Annotated in this window: 16 protein-coding genes; 8 read left to right on the top strand and 8 right to left on the bottom strand. The window is 42.3% G+C overall.

Annotated features, from left to right (window positions below; genetic code table 11):
* Positions 1–63 precede the first annotated feature (63 nt).
* The 4 genes from gldD to mutY all read right to left on the bottom strand — a co-directional run bounded on the left by gldD (position 64) and on the right by mutY (position 3,726).
* Positions 64–633 carry a gliding motility lipoprotein GldD gene (gldD, locus tag EGM47_RS02335; protein ID WP_124979153.1) on the bottom strand — a complete coding sequence of 190 codons (570 nt, stop codon included), beginning with the start codon at positions 631–633 and terminating at the stop codon, positions 64–66.
* The gene (locus EGM47_RS02340; protein ID WP_124979154.1) at positions 618–1,955 is read right to left on the bottom strand and encodes a gliding motility-associated protein GldE; all 1,338 of its coding nucleotides are present in this window, start codon (positions 1,953–1,955) and stop codon (positions 618–620) included. The genes gldD and EGM47_RS02340 overlap by 16 nt, the downstream gene beginning before the upstream one ends.
* A 23-nt stretch (positions 1,956–1,978) precedes the next feature.
* On the bottom strand, positions 1,979–2,464 hold the full coding sequence (locus EGM47_RS02345; RefSeq protein WP_124979155.1) for a single-stranded DNA-binding protein: 486 nt from the start codon (positions 2,462–2,464) through the stop codon (positions 1,979–1,981).
* A 194-nt stretch (positions 2,465–2,658) separates the two neighbouring features.
* Positions 2,659–3,726: an A/G-specific adenine glycosylase gene (mutY, locus tag EGM47_RS02350; RefSeq protein WP_124979156.1), complete on the bottom strand. Its 1,068-nt coding sequence runs from the start codon at positions 3,724–3,726 to the stop codon at positions 2,659–2,661.
* A gap of 130 nt (positions 3,727–3,856) precedes the next feature.
* Between mutY and EGM47_RS02355 the strand changes: the two genes are divergently transcribed.
* From EGM47_RS02355 to EGM47_RS02365, 3 genes are all read left to right on the top strand, one after another.
* Positions 3,857–4,147, top strand: coding sequence for an HU family DNA-binding protein (locus tag EGM47_RS02355; protein ID WP_124979157.1), 291 nt, complete (start codon positions 3,857–3,859; stop codon positions 4,145–4,147).
* A 260-nt stretch (positions 4,148–4,407) separates the two neighbouring features.
* The gene (locus tag EGM47_RS02360; protein WP_124979158.1) at positions 4,408–5,949 is read left to right on the top strand and encodes an Rne/Rng family ribonuclease; all 1,542 of its coding nucleotides are present in this window, start codon (positions 4,408–4,410) and stop codon (positions 5,947–5,949) included.
* Positions 5,950–6,087: 138 nt separating this feature from the next.
* Positions 6,088–6,597, top strand: a complete 510-nt coding sequence (locus tag EGM47_RS02365) for an acyl-CoA thioesterase (RefSeq protein ID WP_124979159.1) — start codon at positions 6,088–6,090, stop codon at positions 6,595–6,597.
* Positions 6,598–6,680: 83 nt separating this feature from the next.
* Here the strand turns inward: EGM47_RS02365 and EGM47_RS02370 are convergent, their stop codons facing one another.
* Entirely contained in the window at positions 6,681–7,511 is an 831-nt protein-coding gene (locus tag EGM47_RS02370; RefSeq protein ID WP_240642115.1) for a DUF6624 domain-containing protein, read from the bottom strand.
* Positions 7,512–7,550: 39 nt separating this feature from the next.
* Positions 7,551–8,693 carry a radical SAM family heme chaperone HemW gene (gene hemW, locus EGM47_RS02375; RefSeq protein ID WP_124979160.1) on the bottom strand — a complete coding sequence of 381 codons (1,143 nt, stop codon included), beginning with the start codon at positions 8,691–8,693 and terminating at the stop codon, positions 7,551–7,553.
* A 175-nt stretch (positions 8,694–8,868) separates the two neighbouring features.
* Between hemW and EGM47_RS02380 the strand changes: the two genes are divergently transcribed.
* The 3 genes from EGM47_RS02380 (at position 8,869) to EGM47_RS16620 (ending at position 13,325) form a co-directional block, all read left to right on the top strand.
* A complete protein-coding gene (locus EGM47_RS02380) occupies positions 8,869–9,828 on the top strand; it encodes a serine hydrolase (protein ID WP_124979161.1) in 960 nt (319 codons plus the stop codon).
* Positions 9,800–12,619, top strand: coding sequence for an Npt1/Npt2 family nucleotide transporter (locus EGM47_RS02385; protein WP_124979162.1), 2,820 nt, complete (start codon positions 9,800–9,802; stop codon positions 12,617–12,619). The genes EGM47_RS02380 and EGM47_RS02385 overlap by 29 nt, the downstream gene beginning before the upstream one ends.
* A 127-nt stretch (positions 12,620–12,746) precedes the next feature.
* Complete coding sequence (locus EGM47_RS16620; protein WP_394341779.1) at positions 12,747–13,325, top strand: helix-turn-helix domain-containing protein; 579 nt, start codon at positions 12,747–12,749, stop codon at positions 13,323–13,325.
* Positions 13,326–13,408: 83 nt separating this feature from the next.
* On the opposite strand, the gene EGM47_RS02395 is transcribed toward EGM47_RS16620, so the two are convergent.
* Positions 13,409–14,692 carry a serine hydrolase gene (locus EGM47_RS02395; protein WP_240642117.1) on the bottom strand — a complete coding sequence of 428 codons (1,284 nt, stop codon included), beginning with the start codon at positions 14,690–14,692 and terminating at the stop codon, positions 13,409–13,411.
* Positions 14,689–17,601 (bottom strand): PEP/pyruvate-binding domain-containing protein, encoded by a 2,913-nt coding sequence (locus tag EGM47_RS02400; protein WP_124979163.1) that lies wholly within the window; start codon positions 17,599–17,601, stop codon positions 14,689–14,691. The genes EGM47_RS02395 and EGM47_RS02400 overlap by 4 nt, the downstream gene beginning before the upstream one ends.
* A 190-nt stretch (positions 17,602–17,791) precedes the next feature.
* Here EGM47_RS02400 and EGM47_RS02405 point away from each other — a divergent pair, with 190 nt between their 5' ends.
* The gene (locus EGM47_RS02405) at positions 17,792–18,331 is read left to right on the top strand and encodes a hypothetical protein (RefSeq protein WP_124979164.1); all 540 of its coding nucleotides are present in this window, start codon (positions 17,792–17,794) and stop codon (positions 18,329–18,331) included.
* 67 nt (positions 18,332–18,398) lie between these two features.
* A complete protein-coding gene (locus tag EGM47_RS02410; RefSeq protein WP_124979165.1) occupies positions 18,399–19,763 on the top strand; it encodes an acyl-CoA dehydrogenase family protein in 1,365 nt (454 codons plus the stop codon).
* Positions 19,764–19,813 lie beyond the last annotated feature (50 nt).

The raw sequence follows: 19,813 nt of genomic DNA on the forward strand, positions 1-19,813 counted from the left end.
AATTTAGGGCAATAATAGGTAAAATCCAGTCAATTCCAATTTTCTTTCCTTGTAGCGTAAATTTTAATTCTGCCACCGCAGCGATTCCAACATTTTGATCATGTCCTTTTTTACATAGTCTGCGGCAGGTAATATGGAATCGTAGTTGGGTTGCGAATAAAAGTAGAGCGAAGCCGTTAAAAAGTGATTCAAACTATCGGTGACGTAGAATTGAGCATTAGAAGCCGCATTTCCTTCAATTTCATACATCATACCATAGGTGCGATCCAATTCATTGGCAAAAGGAAAGTCCTTAATCACATCGGCTTTTTGATTGTGATCATAGGAAAGCTTTTGCCCATCGATAAGTAATTCTCTTAAATTGTCTTTTACAGGTCTATAAGTCAGATAAAGGGTGGCTTCCATTTGTGGATACTCAATCTTCATAGAACAATCACGTTTAGATAATACGCGGGCAAATTCGTTCACTTGAAAACTGAACGGGCAGTCCTTTGTATCCAATTGGACGTAATTTGCTTCTGGGTAGTCCAAAGCCAATTGTCCGCTGGGTTTTGGCAAGACATTATCATTGCCACATTTTGCCAACATCAGGCAAAGGCCGATAATAAAAAGAAGTTTTAGGCTATCGTACATTTCAGTTGTTTGATACGTTTTTTATCCATCACTTCCACCAAGAACGTCATGTTGCCAAAATTTATTTGATCCAGCTTACGCGGAAAGGAACCGGTCTGTTCCAATAAAAATCCTGCGATGGTTTCAGATTCCCCCTTGGCATCTTCAAAAGCGCTGATCTGTTCCTCATCCAAATCCAATACCCTATAAAAATCTTTGAGTTGGGTTTTACCTTCAAATACATAGTTGTGGTCGTCAAGCTTTGAATATACCACATCCTCTTCATCAAATTCATCACTGATGTCACCTACAATTTCTTCAATAATATCTTCCAAAGAAATGAGTCCGCTGGTCCCCCCATACTCATCTACCACGATGGCGATGTGCTTCTTTTTTTCCTGGAATTCCTTCAATAGGTCATCTAGTTTTTTATTTTCTGGAACAAAATAAGCCTCTCTAAGAAGCTTCGTCCATTCAAAATTCTTCCGATCAATATATGGCAGTAAATCCTTGACATAAAGCACCCCTGTGATTTGATCTACACTTTCTTTGTAGCAAGGGATGCGGGAATACCCATTCTCAATTACCTGGGGAATAATTTCTCTAAAGGGTAAGCTCTCGTCCAGTGCAAAAACATCCGTACGATTGCGCATGACATTTTTGGTCTGAGTATTTCCAAAACTCACGATACCTTGCAGTAGTTGTTGTTCCTCATCGGTGGTATCGTTTTCATCGGTAAGTTCCAAGGCCTGGGAAAGCTGTGAAACTGTGATGTTAGACTTCTTGCTGCCCAGTCTGTCCTGAATTTTCAGCGTGACATACCTCATCGGCAGGCTCAGAAAGCTAAACAGCTTATCCAGCACGTTTAACGGGATGGCCATAAAACTAGAAAAACCTTTTGGATTGCGGTTGGCATAAACTTTTGGGAAAATCTCGCCAAAAAGCAAGATCAAAAAGGTCACTACCACCACCTCGATAAAAAACCTAATATCCAATTCAAAACTGATAAAGGAGTCGATTTGGATGGGTTGGATACTAGCAAACCACACTTCGGATAATAACCCAAATATCAAGACTGAGGTGATATTAATCGCATTATTGGCAATGAGAATAGTAGCCAATAGTTTTTTAGGTCGTTCCAATAACTTGTTGACGATGCTGCGTCTAGGAAAATCTTCGGCTTCGTCCTCCAGTTCAGTATTTGACAGACTGAAAAACGCGACTTCAGCACCGCTGATCAGGGCACTACAAATCAGTAAAAGAACAAATACGACCACGTATAAAAACTGGCTCGTATCCAAAAGAGTTGTATTGATAAGTAAAAGCGCGGGCTCTGGATCCAATGACGTTGGTTTAATTCAACTATTTAGAATGGCAAGTCGTCGTCTTCTTCGGCGACCCTGTTCTGCTGTGGTGAAGCATATGGATTGGAAGAAGCCGGCTGTTGTTGTACGGCGGGTTGTTGGGCATTACTAGGCTGTGGTGCAGGAGAATTAGCGCTGGTATTAGCCTCATTCTTTGGCGTCAAAAATGTAAATTCCTGCACTTGGATTTCGGTCGTGTAACGCTGCTGTCCATCTTCACCTGTCCATTGCCGACTCTTGATGCGTCCTTCTATATATACCTTATCTCCTTTATGTAGGTATTTTTCACAGACTTCGGCAGCTTTGTTGCGTACCACACAGTTGTGCCACTCTGTATTGGAAACCCTTTCGCCTGTAGTTCGGTTGACATATTCCTCATTGGTGGCCAAAGGAAATCTACCGATACAGTTACCACCGTCAAAATATTTCATTTTTACTTCGTCGCCGGTATGGCCTATCAAAATAACTTTATTTACTGTACCTGCCATGATATTGGTTTGTGTGGATGATAATTATATAAGTCTAAAAGATCGCCAAAGATATAAAATCAGGATCTCTTACTGGAACTACCAATTTACAAAATTCTCTCTTCAAAAGCACAAATTTGCAGGGCATTTGATCAACGCTCCACAGTTGTCTTAAAAACCCAGCTGATAGGTGGAAAGCCCATAGGTTTCATCCTTCAGCTCTGTAATGGTGAACCTAACTCTTCCTGTGAATAATAATCATTCATGAATTTATACATTAAAATATGGAGAGGTAGGGCATACGCCTGATCAACGGAAATAGCTTTAGGCAATTCGGATTCGGTCTGGATGATCCAGAAATAGGCATGGATTTTTCGGTGGGTGAGTTGGTGTATGATAGGTTCTTGGTTATAGGCGCTTTCGCGAAAGCGAACCCTGGAAAAAAAATGCTTAAAAACCTCGTGATCCTTTAATTCGCTCGACAACAATGGACCATTGGCTTCTATATAAGGAAATTCATGAAGCCCAGCCCATATGGATCTGGTATCACGTTGTTGCAAAAGTGTCTTACCGCTCGGAGTTTTTGCGACCAGATAGTGGTGATAGAGGTTTTTGACTTTGGTTTTTTTAAGCTTAACTGGCAATTCTTGTACGATCTCCTTTTCATAGGCTACACAAGAACCCTGGAAAGGGCAGCTCTGGCACTGCGGGTTTTTAGGAACGCATTGTATGGCACCGAATTCCATAATTGCCTGGTTGTGTGTAGCAGGCTCGTTTTTGTTCAGGAGTTTTTGGGCTAGCGATTTGAACTCCTTTGCTCCTTGTGTACTGTTGATAGGTGTATGTATTCCATAAATCCTTGCCAATACGCGATAAACGTTTCCATCGACCACAGGCACAGCTTCTTCATAGGCAAAACTTGCAATTGCCGCTGCGGTGTAGTCACCCACACCTTTTAATTCTAACAAATCTTTGTAGGTAGATGGAAATTTACCCTCATTTTCCACCACCTGTTGAGCGGCCTTATGTAGATTTCTGGCCCTGGAGTAATATCCTAATCCCTGCCAGGTTTTCAATACTTCTTGTTCGCTCGCGTTGGCCAGTGCATATACATTTGGATACTGGGAAACAAACCTGTTGTAATAGGGTAAGCCTTGATTGACACGGGTTTGCTGTAGGATAACCTCGCTGAGCCAGATATGGTAAGGATCAGTGGTTTGCCTCCAGGGCAGGTCGCGTTTGTTCAATTGATACCAGTCAATAAGTACCCGTGAAAAGTCCATAAAAAGCGTTAAAATGCGGGTCGAAAGATATATCTAATTAAATTTTAATCAATTAGGGATTTCATATTATTCTTTTTACAGTATCTTTGCGCCCTGTTTAATAAACCCTAAATAAAAATTTAAACGCAAGATGACTAAAGCAGATATCGTATCTAAAATTTCAGATAAACTGGGAATGGAGAAGACGGATGTACAGGCAACTGTAGAGTCGTTCATGAATGAGGTAAAAGATTCTTTAGAGACTGGAGAGAATGTATATTTACGTGGTTTCGGTAGTTTTATCGTAAAGACAAGAGCCGAAAAGACTGGACGTAACATTTCCAAAAACACCACGATCAAGATTCCAGCACACAATATACCTGCCTTCAAACCGGCTAAAGTGTTTGTAGAAGGAGTGAAATCAAACGTAAAAGTAAAGTAAAATATAAGAGATATGCCAAGCGGTAAAAAGAGAAAAAGACATAAGGTAGCCACGCACAAGCGTAAGAAACGTCGTCGTGCTAACCGTCACAAGAAGAAAAAGTAGTGCCACACTACTTTTTCTTTTTTTAGGTTCTTTGACATAGGGCTGCAAGTACAGTCCGTTTAACGTGCAAGCTATGAAGTGCCTGCACACCCAAAAAATCAACATACTAGGGTCATCAGCCATTGCTGAGCGCCCAGTGTAAAACATTAGGAATTATGGATAAAGAGATTATTATCCGTTCCGGTGCTACAAAAATCGATTATGCCCTTACCAAAAATGGTAGGCTGGTCGAGCTACACAAAGATGAAGATGAAAATAAGTTTGCGGTAAGCGACATTTTTATCGCAAAGGCTCGCAAGGTCTTATCCGGCCTCAATGCGTCCTTTGTGGATGTCGGTTATGAAAAGGATGGTTTCCTGCATTATCACGATCTAGGACCCAGATACCTTACCCAACTTAAATTTACCAAACAAGTCTTGAGCGGTAGACGTAAAAATTTTTCGCTTAAGGATATCAAGCTCGAAAAGGAACTGGATAAAAACGGCGCTATTGATAAAGCCGTTTCTTCACAGCAACCGATTCTTGTTCAAGTAGTTAAGGAACCTATCTCCACCAAGGGACCGCGCCTGAGCGCAGAGCTTTCCCTACCTGGAAGATATGTGGTCCTCGTACCTTTTTCTGATCGCATTTCTATCTCACAGAAGATTGAAGACCGTGATGAAAAGAGTCGTCTAAAAAGACTTGTAAAAAGCATTAGGCCCGAAGGATTCGGCGTGATCGTACGTACGGTCGCCAAGGGCAAACTCGTAGCAGAACTGGATCAGGATTTACAGAACCTCGTTAACCGATGGGAAAATATGTGTGCCAAATTGCACAAAGCCAAATTTCCCACTAAGGTGATGACCGAGGTAAGTCGAACAAATTCCCTCATGAGAGATGTGTTTAATGATACTTACACCTCTATAGTCGTAGATGACGAAGAGCTGTGTGAGGATATCAAAGAATATCTCAAGACCATCGCTCCACACAAGGAGTCTATTGTCAAATATCACAATCCGCGTGTGCCTATTTTTGAAAAATATGGTATTGAGCGACAGATCAAAACGTCATTCGGTCGTACCGTATCCATGGCCAAAGGTGCTTACCTGGTTATCGAGCATACGGAAGCCATGCACGTGATTGATGTGAACTCAGGTAATAGATCCAACAAAGCCGACAGCCAGGAAGAAACCGCGCTGGAAACCAATCTCATCTCTGCCTCAGAGATAGCGAGACAACTGCGTCTTAGGGATATGGGAGGTATTATTGTGGTCGATTTCATCGATATGCGTCGTTCAGAAAATCGCAAGAAACTCTATGAGCACATGCGCAACGAAATGTCGGAAGATCGTGCCAAACACAAGATACTGCCACCCAGTAAATTTGGTTTGGTTCAAATCACCAGGCAACGTGTGAGACAAGAGGTCAATATTAAAACCCGTGAGGAAAACCCAGATGGAAATGGAAATGAGATACAAGCACCCATACTTGTCATCCAAAAAATTAACGAAGATCTGGAACGACACCTTAAGGCCGGCAAGAAAAAGATAACGCTAAACGCGCATCCTTTTGTAGCTGCCTTTATCACCAAAGGCTACCCTTCAGTGCGATCAAAATGGTTCATGAAACACAAAAAATGGATCAAAGTTATGCCCAGGGACGCTTATACTTACCTTGAGTACAAATTCAAGGATAAGGATGGTAACGAGCTCCATTAACACAAAAACCCGCAAGTTTTTAAGCTTGCGGGTTTTTTTTGGCCTCTGAGGAGCCATTTTATCGGATTCTCTCAATCTTTTCTAAAAACTATACTGACCACTGGTTCCAGCCCCTACCTTTGCAAAAATTTTGGATTCATGGAAACAAAGACCCCAAGAGAATCATTTACCACTGTTACGGATATGGTATTACCTAGTGAAACCAATCCGCTGAATAACCTGTTTGGTGGCGAACTTCTCGCACGAATGGACCGTGCTGCCAGTATAGCTGCGAGAAGACATAGTCGCAGAATAGTGGTGACCGCTTCTGTCAATAATGTTTCCTTTAATCGTATGGTTCCGTTGGGAAGTGTGGTTACAATTGAAGCTCAGGTAACCAGAGCTTTCAGAACATCAATGGAAGTTCATATGGATGTTTGGGTGGAAGATCGGGAGAGTGGTCAGCGCACCAAGGCCAATGAAGCCATCTATTCCTTTGTGGCAGTTGACGATACAGGTAGGCCTGTCGAGGTTCCTTCTATTGTTCCAGAAAGCAAGGAAGAAAAAACACGATATGATGCAGCCTTAAGACGCAAGCAACTCAGCCTTGTGCTGGCCGGCAAAATGAAAGCCAGTGAGGCAACTGAGCTTAAGGCGTTATTTGAGTAAAAGAGAATCACGGCGACCCATCTTCATTGACGGACAACGTACAGACAATCTAACTTACCCTCAAAATATAAGTACTGTCACAGCTATTTCTCATTAGCATCGGCAGGGATTTGGGGTACCTCAAAATTAAGTCCCCAATGTACCACATACTCTGATAAGGGACCCATGCCCATTATTTGACGACGTGCATCAACACCTTCTGGGTTTTTTAGGTCGTAAAGCTCATATTCACCGTCTTCATTCATGGTGATTTGGCTGCCGTACAGTTGGGGTTGGCCATCATCCATCAGCATCCTGTCCTGCATGAGTGCTATATCTTGTCTTTCTAGATCTCCTTTTTTCGAGGCTTCCAAAAGCATGGGGAAGTACTGCTTGCGTTTTTCGGCACTGGCATGTTGAATAACCAGCCAGATGGCACTCATTCCTTTATCTCCTGCGGTCTGTATGCTAGGCATCCCACATTTTTCCAATATTTGTTCTACGGCCGCCAGATTGGCCAGGTCTAATTGCTCATCCATGAGATTGTCGCTGCGGTTGTCCTGATCACGATCATAAATACGCTCTAGAATACGGTTCAGATTCTGGCAATCTACCCTGTTGATATCCTTGATCACGGGTTCTTTTTTCATGGCTATTCGCGCTATTTCAGGATCGCGATACTCTACTTTTCTCAACACATTGTCCGCATTGATATACCAAAGTGCATATGGCGCATCTTCAGATAAGGCATCGGCCTCATCCTGCGTTAACAGGCGTCCCTCTTTATTATAACGCTCGACATCCATAGGAACATGCAGCTTGTTTTCGACCATCAGATCCACCATTTCATGATAATTTAAGGCCGTGAGCTTTTCTTCAGGTTTTCCGCATGAAAAAAGGATAAACAAACAGAGAAAGGGAATAATTTTCTTCATATGACGGGTTTTGGTTGACCGCGCCTGCTCAGCGAGTCGTCAATTTTCTGGATTCAAATTAAGCATAAACAATTCGCTAGCAATACCATCGCTTAAGAATTTACCTTTACGTGTCACCAGAAGCCTGTCCCCATCCAGGTAGAGGTAATGATCCCTAAGGAAACCCTCTGATTGTTCCAAAAGGTAGCTTTTAAAGCTACCCCCAAAGTCTTTTTCGACTTTATCCAATGAGACCCCATAAATAGTGCGCAAGCCGGTCATTACGTATTCATTATATCGGTCCACGGTGGTTAATACCTCTGTTTCCATAGGTAATTGCCCAGATTGAATGGCCTTGATGTATTTGATGTTGTTATTGATATTCCACCCGCGGCGTTGGCCATCAAAACTATGTGCGCTAGGACCAATACCCATATAAGATTTCCCGGTCCAATAAGCGGTATTGTTTTGGGAGAAAAAGCCGGGTTTGCCAAAATTGGAGAATTCATAATTCTGGTAACCATGCAACTGCATTAGATCCAGAAGTATCTGAAAATGTTTTTGGGCTAGTTCATCGTCTACCTCCTGGATGAGCCCCTTTTTGATCAAAGATTCCAAAGCTGTATTTTCCTCTACAGTAAGGGCATAACTCGAGATATGGGGCACACCGAGGTCGATGGCCATATAAAGATTTTCCCTCCATTGCTCTTCACCCATACCAGGTATTCCATAGATAAGGTCAATAGAAATATTGGGGAAATGGCCGATGGCATTTTTGATACAAGCTTTGGCTTCCTGTGCATTGTGCGCCCTATTCATCAGTTGAAGGTCTGCTTCAAAAAAACTCTGTACACCTATAGAGAGCCTGTTGATCCGCGTACTGGCTAGAGTAGCAATTTTTTTGTCGCTCAGATCGTCTGGATTGGCCTCCAACGTGATTTCAGGTGTACTAGAAAGTTGGTAGCACTGGTCGATTGTTTGTAAAATTTGCTGGATTTCACCCGTTTCTAGTATACTGGGTGTCCCTCCTCCAAAATAAATGGTTTGGACTTCTTTATTCTTGTATTCGCTTTCGCGAAAGCGTAATTCTTCACATATGGCGTCAATCAAGTCTTTCTTGTGCTTAAAATTAGTGCTAAAATGAAAGTCACAGTAATGGCAGGCCTGCTTGCAAAAAGGGATGTGAATATAAATGCCGCTCATACAACAAATATAGTCTTGAGGCGTTAGTAATATCAATTACATCCGACATAATGTCAAATAATATAGATAAAAAGTGTTAAATTCTGATTTTTAGCATGTTAAACTCGGATAGATAATTATATTCGGCATTGTTTATGTAACCCTTAACATAACTTCTAAAACCCTAATTAATTTTATGTTGAACAAATTAGTATTATTTCTTACCATTTTATCAGTCAGTTGGGCTGTTGCTAGCGACAATACTCTTACACCTGACAATGAAGCCACAGAATTACCCCATGCTGAGGTGGTTAATTATCAAGACGCAGGACTTCAATTGGCTTTGCAGGATCAGATCAACGCTAATCCGCATTGGAATCGCTTGATACGTCAAAAACGCATGTCTATAAGTTTGGTGGATATGAGTGAAGTTGGTGCTACCAAATATGCCAACATCAATGGTGATCATATGATGTACGCAGCTAGTATGCCTAAAATTGCTGTTTTATACGCAGCTATGGATGCCATTGAAGAAGGAGATTTGAGATTAACCAAAGAAATCGAAAAGGATATGTGGTTGATGATTTCAAAATCTAACAACGCAGCTTCCACTCGAATGATAGATCGTGTAGGTTTTCAACGCATTGAGGACTTAATGTGTAATCCAGAAAACCCTTTTTACGATAAAAATGGAATAGGTGGACTTTGGGTTGGTAAGCGGTACGCTGCTGGTGGAAAACGTAATCCTGAACCCATACGTGGGCTAAGCCATGCTGCCACTACTGATGCGGTTGCCAAATTCTATTATCAGCTGGCTACTGGTCAATTGATTAATGAAAAACGCAGCAAACAAATGTTGCGATATATGAAAAATCCAGGCTTACACCACAAGTTTGTAAATACCTTAGATAAAATTGCTCCTAATGCCACGCTTTTCAGAAAAAGCGGGTCTTGGAAAAACTGGCATTGTGACTCTATAATGGTATGGGATGAAAAGCGCGGCAAAAACTATATCCTGGTAGCCATGGTAGAAGATCCTGATGGTGAAAACATTATCAGAAATTTAGTAAAGCCGGCTGAGCTTGCACTGGATCAAAGGGCTACCTTAGTACCTGAGATCAACGAAGATGAAATCCTTATTACGGCAGATTCATAATTTCTTTGACATTAGGGACGGAGAGGAATCCGTTTCCCTGATGATGCAGTTATATATATTTTTAATCATTTGCGCATTGCTGATAGTTAAACCTACAGTCAATGCGCTTTTTTTGTCTGAATTAGGGGCAGAAAACCTATCGGTGGCCTTTATTATCATTGCGGTAGTTGCAGTAGTTACATCTTATGCTTACAATAAGTCACTGGAGAAATTTCCGTTGAGATTTATCATCCGCACTACACTTATCCTTTTTTCAGCTGGTTTTATGGCCATGGGGGTGATTGTGGCCGCAGGTCTTATCAGTCCTTTTTTTGCGTACTTATTCTACACTATGGTCGCGATGTTTGCCTTACTGGCCACGTCTCAATTCTGGGTATTGGCCAATGTGGTGTTCAATGTTCGGGAGGCCAAACGTCTTTTTGGGTTCATTGGTGCAGGAGGTATTGCAGGAGGTATTGTGGGAGGTTATCTGACCTCAGTGTTGGCTGGCTTTTTAGGGAATGGACTACTTATGGTTACCGCAGGTCTTATGATCGCCAGCTGCACGCTGGTTTTCAAAAATATTTGGAAGACGAGAGTACAAGGTTTGAGTCGCTTTAAAAGAAAAGAAAGAGCCACCGTTTCCACAGAATCTTCTTTAAAACTTATCTGGAAATCCAGGCATTTGACTTATCTCGCAGCAGTCATCGGATTTGGTGTTTTAGTGGCCAAATTAGTGGATTACCAGTTCAGTGCCATCGCCGCGGCCAAGATACCCGATGCACAGGAATTGGCCTCATTTTTCGGATTTTGGTTTTCAACCTTTAATATTGTTTCCCTCGCTATACAACTGTTTGTCACAAAACGGGTGTTGGAAAATACAGATATCAGTGTAAGTCTTATAGCCTTGCCAGTTGGCGTCGTACTCATGTGCTTGTTATTATTATTCTTCCCAGAGCTTTGGATCGTGATCATTATTAAAGGTTTGGATGGAAGCTTAAAACAATCCCTTCACAAAAGCGCAGTAGAACTCTTGGCGCTACCGATTCCGTCCAATATAAAAAACAAAACAAAGACCTTTATTGACGTGGTTGTAGACAGTCTGGCTACTGGAGTGGCTGGTTTCCTTCTCATTTTTGTCATCAAAGGCTTGGAGTTATCTGCCACCTACATCACCGCCATCACGATTTTGATGGTGATAGGGTGGATATATACCGTTTTTAAGGTAAGGGACGCTTATTTGGGCACTTTTAAGGAAAACATCATGATGCGGGAAAATTTGGGAGATACCAAAAAGTCCAGTGCACGTATCCGTAAAAACATGCGTATCATTTTTGAATCGGGTTCAGAAAAGGATATTTTATTCATGCTGGGTCGCTTGCGCGAAACTGCACACCCGTCCATCAAAAAAGATGTGCTGGCACTGCTGGATCACGAAAGTCATAAAGTAAAGGCGGCGGTGGTAGAAAACCTTCAATATGTTACCAAAAAGCCCCAACCTAAAGTCCAAGATTTCATCTATATAGAAGATGATGACTTAATTGTGGCGACCATGAATTATCTATTGTCTCAAGAAAAACTTTCTCACCAGTTTTTTGAGCAGTATTTGAATTACGAGAACGAATTTATCTCTACGGCTGCTTTAATGTGTCTGGCGCGGGAGTCGCAGGATAATCCCAAATTGGCTTCCAAATATAATCTTAATCTAAGGGTGAGGGTTTTTATTGACGAGCTGGAAAAAGGACATAGTGACTTGCGTATTCCTGAAATTACCCGACTGATTGAAACCTTGGGATTCATCAACAGGCCGAAATATCACCATATCATCGTACGTTATCTCAAGCACAAAAATCCTATTTTGAAAAACGCGGCAATTATGGCTGCTGGAGAGACCTCAAGAGAAGAATTTTTACCCATACTGTTTGAAGAATTGGAGGATATCGCTTTTCGCGAAAGCGCCATTTCTGCTATTGCGTCCTACGGAAATGGCATTATTCCCACCTTGTATAAGAAATATTTAGATCCCAATTTATCATTGGTGCAAAAGGCACAAATACCTGCGATTACTTACGAAATTCATTCTGCCAGAGCGTATCAAGCCCTTTTCAAAATGAGTCAGCGAGGATCTTTTAAACTGCGTACTAAATCGGCAGATTTGCTTTACGATTGGCGTAAGAGTGGAGGTGAGTACAACATCAACCATCGCACCCTCAGAAATATGATCAGCGGTGAGTGTAAATTATACCGCGAACTCCTGGGTTGTTATTTTTCGCTACGTATCATTGATAGGTCTAAATTGCATCCAGAAAAAATAGTGTCACTACCAGAAAAAGCGGAGCGCTCCAAACTTATTCAGCAATTAAAAAATGCTATGGAAAAAAACCTGCAACGTGTTTTCAATCTTTTGGCATTGTACTATAAACCAGAAGATGTTTATGTGGCTTATAGCGGTTTGCGCAGTGAGACCAAAGAGTCCCAACTACACGCGATGGAATACCTGGAAGGTTTGTTAAGCCGTAATTTGAAAGGTATGCTACTTCCCATCTTGGAAAATGGACTGAGTGTCCCAAATCAAGAATTGAGTGATTACCACAAACATGTCAGCCTGTACAATCAGGAAGATTGTTTAAAAATATTACTGCAGCAAGAGGATCACACATTGCTGTTACAAACGATTAAGTTGATTCAATACACTCCAGACGAGTACACTTATAAGCTTTTAATTGAGGCTTCTGATCTGGAAAATGATGCGGTCAGTGATGCAGCGCTTGATGCCTTGAGATTTAAGCAGGGATCCCAGCAAACAGCTTGATCATCCTATAATGGCTACTAATGACACAAGAATGACGCAAATAATGCGCAAACTTTTATTCCAGTATGATCAAATAGAATGATATTTTTACCTCCAACGCTTTAATCATGAATTACGGAAAAAAATCATCCAAGCCAGAGAAAGAAAAGGTTGGACTCAAAAAGAATTAGCAGAACGCGCTCAACTCAGCCTGAGAACTGTCCAAAGATTGGAAGGAAATGACACTGCACCTCGATACTCAACACTTCAATTAATTACTGAAGCTTTAGGGTTGAAACTCGATGACAACAAAGTTGCTCACAGAAATGATAGCGTTCATCACAGATCTATACTTGCAAAAACCGTAGACGTATTTTTTCTATGTCTATTCAATTTTCTAGTAATGGCGCTGGTGGGTTTCCTTGTTATAGACTCCAACGCCAACTTAAATAGTAGAATAGGGGCAACGGTTGTTTGTATTGCTCTGCCTTTTATAATTGTGCTTCTGGACCTCAAAAGAACTGCTGTGTCCAGGTTATTGGCATTTGGTAGTGGAATGTTTTGTTATTCAATGCTGTTGTTAATTTCAGCCAATTCTTTAGTTAGCGTTTTGGTGATCGGTATCCAAAGCGGACTGTTCCTGAACAGTATTTTATTCTTAAGTATCCTATATTTTGGAGATAGATGTCTTCCTATGTTAGGTTCTAAAAACGACCTTAGCTTGTAAGAACAACATTTGATAAGACCAAAAGGCATCAAGAGAGTTCAAGGCTCAATTTTACATTGATGGTGCGGGCAAAGTAAGTTGTACTAGCTCTTTTGATTCTCCTCAACCTCTGGAGTCTCGTAAGCTTTTCTAATTTGTCGGTCGATAGCACTGGCTAGATACATATGTGCTCCTGCACTGTTCTTACTCAATACGTTGCTTTCCAGACATACAATATAATTGATGCCATTGGGATGTTCTACAATACAGACACTATTCATGTAATTATAGACATTGCCTCTATATTCTCCGTATGGAGTTCCTAGTGAAGGATTATTACTGTACAAACTACCTGATTTGAAATAGATGGCGGCATCGTGCAATTCTGGGCTGGCTCCATATCTTATCCTCCTATCGGTCATGTACAATAGACGTTTGATTTCAAGACTGGAAGCCTCATCAATCACGCAACCTTGCTCCAATTTTATAAAATATTTCATCAGGCCTTTGGGAGTTCCGATACTCCCTCCTTTGCTACTCACATATTGATTGGGACCATTGGTAAAAAAACTTCCTAATCGCCATTCATTATGTTTGATCCCGAGATCGCGTAAGGGGTCATTGACCAGGTTAATCGCAATATCTGTTATTTCACCACGGTCTGCAGTCTCAAAATAGGCATCTGCCTCTTCTTGGGTCAGACCGAAATAATCATCTCCAAAAATGCGCATCAAAAGTGCTTCACGCCACACGATGCTGGCCGCTCCATTATTGCTTACGCTCACCATGTGGTCCACCCATTCATAAAGGGTGAATTCGTCGCTGGCGATTACGGTGCGTTTTACGTAGGTATCCTTTTCAATGTTGTAAATAGGGATGGTATGATGGTCGTAAAGTCCCCAGGCACCTGATCTTACTACTTTGTTTTTCATCAAGCGTTCCCTTACGTTATAATCATCGGGGCAAAGGTTCCTGAGCTCGGTAAAAAAAGCAGTGGCCACAGCAATTTTACCAACGCTTCCAGGTTGGAACCCGCTGTTCTCATTCATTTCTGCATATCGGGTGTTTTCTGGATCAGTGATGTCCAAGACTGTGATACCATATCCCGAACGACTGGGAAATAAACGCAACATTTCTTTTTGGAACGCTGGATCGACCTGCATTAAACTGTCTGTGGGGTAAGTCTTCTCACAAAGCCATAAATTAATCTCGTCGTGTTTCTTAAAGGATCCAGGGCGTAAATAGTATTCGGTGATGGTACTGTCCAGTGTTTTTTCAAGGCGTTTGAGTCTTGCTATACCGGTTTTCTCATACCCGTCAATAGGGTAGTAGGCCATTAAGGCTAAGGCGGCTAGCAAAACAAGTAAACTATTTCCAATTTTTTTCAAAGTGCAATTTCTTTATGTAATAATAATTTGGTGTTCACATCAACGTCAGCGTCAATGGAATTGAGGTATTCAGAATTCTGGGCCTGGCTGTTTTCTACAAATGGCCTGATCTGGAAGAGATATAACTGACCGTCTTTAAAACCCAGCTCAATATCCCAAGCACCAGTATAACTTCCATCTTTGCTGCCGGGCATGGTCTCATGTACTTGAACAGCAAATTCGCGGATTGTTTTAAGGTTCTCAGCATTTAAAATGGGTTGGTCAAAATCAACTTGTTCCATCACAGACCCGCCAGTAATCGGTAGTTTACGCTGCTGGTTTTCTCGGGCTGGAGATATTAATTGTCCTTCCCCCTCCTTGTTGATCAAATAGGTTTCAGCACTCTGACCATCCACCGCTCCACCAGCTCCTCGGCTCATCGCCAGGGTAATCTTGTTGTCATCATTATTGATGAAATCTTTGGTGATCAGTACACCACTATAATCCACGTCTACCGTAGGGATGATCAATATTGAAGGATAAACGTTTTCTGGATTATCCAGATAAGCTTGCCTCCACTTAAAGCTACGTTCAGTGTAAGGGCTGGCCCAGACATCCCGGATGCCATTCATCACTTTTTTCCGAGCTACCGCATTGAAAACAGTAAGGTTCAGTCCGGCTCCAGTAAATTCTTCCAAGTCCTCCATGTTGGTGTCGCTGCGCAGGAAAACAGGCACATTACCCAAACGATCTCCTAGTACAGTATTGAAGTCAGCTTCCAGCGCATCCACAAAGTTTTTCTTAAACGGCATTGTTGCAATGGCTTCTCTGAGCTGTGACAATTGTTTCAATTGGAAATCGACAACTTCCTGTTCAGCCGTTCCCTGGCTTCTCATTTGTTTCGCTTTCGCGAAAGCGGACATCAAAAAATCCCAGTAACTGCCGGAGGTTTCTGGCATGGGTTGGTTCATGTGATCCTTAAATACACCAAATGGTATGACGATTCCATTAACGACATTATTGGGAAACATTTGTTTGAGTTGACCCAGGTTGGCTGCCTTTGGACCACAGAGAATACCGCTGTCTTTACTGCCTACCTCGGCCATATTCAGCGGTAAAGTGCCATCCAGTTTGAGCTTGTCTTCAGGAATATGTATTGTCTTTTTTTCTTTTTTCTTGGTTTGGGAGAAAAGAGACTGTTCCAAATCGCTCATTTCATCACTAGGTTTAAGGACAACGGTACCACGATTGCTCACGGCATAAAAGATCTCTTCGCCATCCAAGGCTTTCAAATCTGCGAGATTATCAGTGGAAATAGCGGCATTGGGAATACCCAGATTACGAGCCAATAGTTGGACGTGAGAAACCAGGTTCCCTTCTGCTACCGTCGCAATTCCAGCCACCGGTTTTAAATCACTAGGCGGATGATCGAAAATGTAAATATGGTTGGGATTCACATTCATTCCTTCGGCATTTCCTTCCACGACCACAAGTTTTCCCTTGGTATAACCTGGATTTAAACCCCTTACCGTACTTACATTGTCCACGCCAGAAATCTCGCTGGTCAGCCCTATTTGTCTGGAAACCAATCCACCTAAACTCCCGACAGCATCACCCAACGGAAGAAGAAGCGAACTGCGGATGCGGTCGTCATAGAAACCGTAGGCCAAAGGTTCAAAGCCCATGTATTCGTTGACCACATCACCATAGATGGCATTGACCATTCCAGTTCCCCATTCTACCTGACTACGTCCAGTATTGATAAAGTCCAGCAACTGATGTGCTTCAATAGTGCGACCCTCGGCCAGGTATAGTTGATCCTCAACAGCATCCCACTCCCAGAGTTCGGTGTATCCCGCACTGGCAAGCGCCTCACTTAAAGCATAGATCTTATCCAGATGTTCCTGTAGATCCACAGGCTCCCACTGGCTGGCTTGTTGAAAAATCAATTCTTCCAGGCGTAAACTCAGTTCCAAGGCGTTTGTACGTCGGGTTCCACGAAGATCTTCTTTGAGGTTTACACGTATATCACACATGAGATTCGCTGCAGCCGGAACCAGAATGGAAGGATTTTTTTCATCTTTATAAAAATTAGAAAACCATTCTGCCTGGGAACGGATATAAGTGTCCTCTGGCCAGTCGGCTACCATTTTTTCCAATTCGCTTACGGCTACTGGCTCAAAGAAGTCCTGCATATCTGATAAGAGCTGGTTAAAATCCTTTTTGGAGGATTCGCTCAGGTCTGATTCATTCTTGTCTAGCCATTCTTTCACGGCATTGATGTCTTGGGCTTGCGGATTCCCATGGATTTTGATACGCAGATCCATGAATTTGGGATGTTTTTGTGCCAGGACTTTGCTCAAGCTGCGTATTTCTTGTGCCAGATTGGTATCACCATCGTGCGGAAGATCCCTTAAGCTTTCGCGGATCAGGAAAAAGTCTCGTTCTACCAAATCGTTGTCCGACAGTATGGTATAATAGAATTTTCTACCCCACTCTTCTTCATCCTCAATTTGCTTGGCGCCGCGATAAAATCTGGATTTTTCCTGGATCCAACCATTGTCTACCGCCTCGAGATATTTATTGAGTTGGTATTGCTTGACCCTACTGTGGTTGTTGTTTCCATCCCAAAAACCCCACACCTTATTGGACGCGAGAATTTCTGAAAAATAAAGGTGCCGAGTTTCTGCCAGTGCTTTAATTTCAGGTTTATAGCTGGCGTGTTGGATGCCTTCACCTATCGCGTCCGGACATGGATCACGGGCCTCTCTGACACTACCATCTGGGCAAAACCAATTGATACTTTTATATGGCCCTCGGTCCAATTGTCTAAATTGAGCAATCATTTCTTTGACACGGGCGTCATCAAATTGCTGTGCTAGACCAATCGTACTAAAGAAAATCGGAATCAATAATAAAAATCTCTTCATATTGCCAAAAATATAGGGAATTAACAAACCTAGCGACCAACTTAAGAGCAGTTTAACTAGCGCTGGACATCCTTAATAGCTGGAGATACTAGGACCAAGGTCATGAGAAGCTATGTTCGTGCTGATTGAATGATTTTGCGATGTCAATCGTTGAATAGCTTTTTTGTAGTTTTCATCCATCAATGGAGTCATGAAGTTATCCAGGTCTGTATTTATTATTTTCCTTCTCAGCGTGGTTTTGGCTAAAGGTCAAGGCATGGATAGGCCAGGAGAGGTGAGCTGTACCGATTTCGGGTGCCTGGGAAAATATAGTGGTCCAGAGTTTGTCAATGGCAGTGATATAGCCCACCAACTCTCCAACACCATAAGCAAGGAAGTGGGTCAACAGCTGAAAGCGCTGTTCCATCAGGGAAAATATCGCAAAGTCGATTTTTCTTCCATTCAAATGTCAACGCAAGGGATGGGCTCTGGGACCGTGGTCTATCAATTGAAAATACCCTTTGTGGCCGTTCCAACGGCTTGTGATGCTTTTACCTCCTTTGACCATGTGGGCGGATGGAATCATACCCCTGCATTGAATCAAAGAAAACAACAATTGAATGATGTCACCCTACCAGGAGAACAATTGTACGTCAGCAAACTCAAACGAACACCAGAGGGCCTGCAGGAATACTGGATCCAATGGCGCAATTCGCAGGTGCAAAATAAATGTGCATCCATCCGAGATTAAAATATTACCCTTTCATTAACAACATACGAGTCTGAGGTAGAGTAATTTTCTCTTTCAAACTTTTCATATGTCCATATTTTCAAAAATTAAAGGTACCATCGACTTGATGAAAAAAGTCGATTTGGACCAACTCGCAGCGATCAATAAGAAGATTGACTTGGCCAAGGTAATGGATACGGTCGGACAGTTGGATGACCGGCAGCTGGCTGGATTGATGAAGATGCTATCCACCAAAAAGAAAAAAGGTCAGCACAAACTACCACCTATCGATGGAGACTTTTATAACCTAAGCTTGAAACTCAATGAAAAGCAGCGGGAGATCCAGATAAAAGTCCGCAACTTTATGGAGGATGAGGTTCAACCTATCGCCAATGATTATTGGAACCGAGCTGAATTTCCACATGATTTGATTCCAAAAATGGCCGAATTAAACATTGCCGGTATTGCTTATGAAGGCTACGGTTGTCCAGCCATGGATTTTGTTACGGAAGGAATCATTGCTGAAGAAATTGCCAGGGTAGACGTGTCTATCTCTACATTTTTTGGCGTCCATAGTGGTCTTGCTATGGGTTCTATTTACTTATGTGGTAGTGAGGAACAGAAGCAAGAATGGTTGCCTGCCATGGCCAAGATGGAAAAAATAGGAGCTTTTGGACTAACTGAACCTGAAACTGGAAGCGGTATTGCTGGTGGAATGGATACCACCTGTAGGAAGGAAGGGGACCAATGGATACTTAATGGCCAAAAGAAATGGATTGGCAACGCCACCTTTGCCGATGTAGTGGTTATTTGGGCAAGAGATGTAGATAGTGGTCAGGTCAAAGGCTTTTTGGTACGCAAGGGAAACCCCAATTTTAAAGCTGAAAAAATGCCAGACAAAATGGCCCTACGTACGGTTCAAAATGCCATCATAACCCTTACCAATTGTAGTGTACCTGAAAGCGATCGCCTTCAGGAAGCCCATACTTTTAAAGACACCGCCAAGGTATTGCGTATGACCCGTGCTGGCGTAGCCTGGCAGGCGGTAGGTTGTGCGAGGGGAGCCTATGAAAATGCATTGAAATACACCAAAAAACGCGAACAATTTGGTCGTCCGATCGCTAGTTTCCAATTGGTACAAAATCATTTGGTGGAAATGATTTCCAATCTCACCAGTATGCAAACACTTTGTTTTCGCTTGAGCGAAATGCAAGATGAAGGTATTCTTAAAGACGAGCACGCGTCTCTAGCCAAAGTCATATGTTCCATGCGCACCAGAGATATTGTTTCCAGGGCACGAGAAGTGATGGGTGGAAACGGTATTTTATTGGAACACAACGTGGCCAGATTTGTGGCCGATGCAGAAGCTATTTATAGCTATGAAGGTACCAAGGAAATCAATAGCCTGATTGTGGGAAGAGCGATTACCGGTTATAGTGCATTTGTGAGTTAAATAAAAAAGCAGCCCGAAAGCTGCTTTTGTAAGGTGGTGATCAAGGTTCG

The sequence above is a fragment of the Nonlabens xiamenensis genome, from assembly GCF_003865345.1.
In the GTDB taxonomy this organism is placed as follows: Bacteria; Bacteroidota; Bacteroidia; order Flavobacteriales; family Flavobacteriaceae; genus Nonlabens; species Nonlabens xiamenensis.

What these genes read in the sequence shown, in the direction of transcription:
- gldD (WP_124979153.1), bottom strand. Translation starts at nt 633, where the DNA reads ATGTACGATAGCCTAAAACTTCTTTTTATTATCGGCCTTTGCCTGATG.
- EGM47_RS02345 (WP_124979155.1), bottom strand. Translation starts at nt 2,464, where the DNA reads ATGGCAGGTACAGTAAATAAAGTTATTTTGATAGGCCATACCGGCGAC.
- mutY (WP_124979156.1), bottom strand. Translation starts at nt 3,726, where the DNA reads ATGGACTTTTCACGGGTACTTATTGACTGGTATCAATTGAACAAACGC.
- EGM47_RS02355 (WP_124979157.1), top strand. Translation starts at nt 3,857, where the DNA reads ATGACTAAAGCAGATATCGTATCTAAAATTTCAGATAAACTGGGAATG.
- EGM47_RS02360 (WP_124979158.1), top strand. Translation starts at nt 4,408, where the DNA reads ATGGATAAAGAGATTATTATCCGTTCCGGTGCTACAAAAATCGATTAT.
- EGM47_RS02365 (WP_124979159.1), top strand. Translation starts at nt 6,088, where the DNA reads ATGGAAACAAAGACCCCAAGAGAATCATTTACCACTGTTACGGATATG.
- EGM47_RS02370 (WP_240642115.1), bottom strand. Translation starts at nt 7,511, where the DNA reads ATGAAGAAAATTATTCCCTTTCTCTGTTTGTTTATCCTTTTTTCATGC.
- hemW (WP_124979160.1), bottom strand. Translation starts at nt 8,693, where the DNA reads ATGAGCGGCATTTATATTCACATCCCTTTTTGCAAGCAGGCCTGCCAT.
- EGM47_RS02380 (WP_124979161.1), top strand. Translation starts at nt 8,869, where the DNA reads ATGTTGAACAAATTAGTATTATTTCTTACCATTTTATCAGTCAGTTGG.
- EGM47_RS02385 (WP_124979162.1), top strand. Translation starts at nt 9,800, where the DNA reads ATGAAATCCTTATTACGGCAGATTCATAATTTCTTTGACATTAGGGAC.
- EGM47_RS02400 (WP_124979163.1), bottom strand. Translation starts at nt 17,601, where the DNA reads ATGAAGAGATTTTTATTATTGATTCCGATTTTCTTTAGTACGATTGGT.
- EGM47_RS02405 (WP_124979164.1), top strand. Translation starts at nt 17,792, where the DNA reads ATGAAGTTATCCAGGTCTGTATTTATTATTTTCCTTCTCAGCGTGGTT.
- EGM47_RS02410 (WP_124979165.1), top strand. Translation starts at nt 18,399, where the DNA reads ATGTCCATATTTTCAAAAATTAAAGGTACCATCGACTTGATGAAAAAA.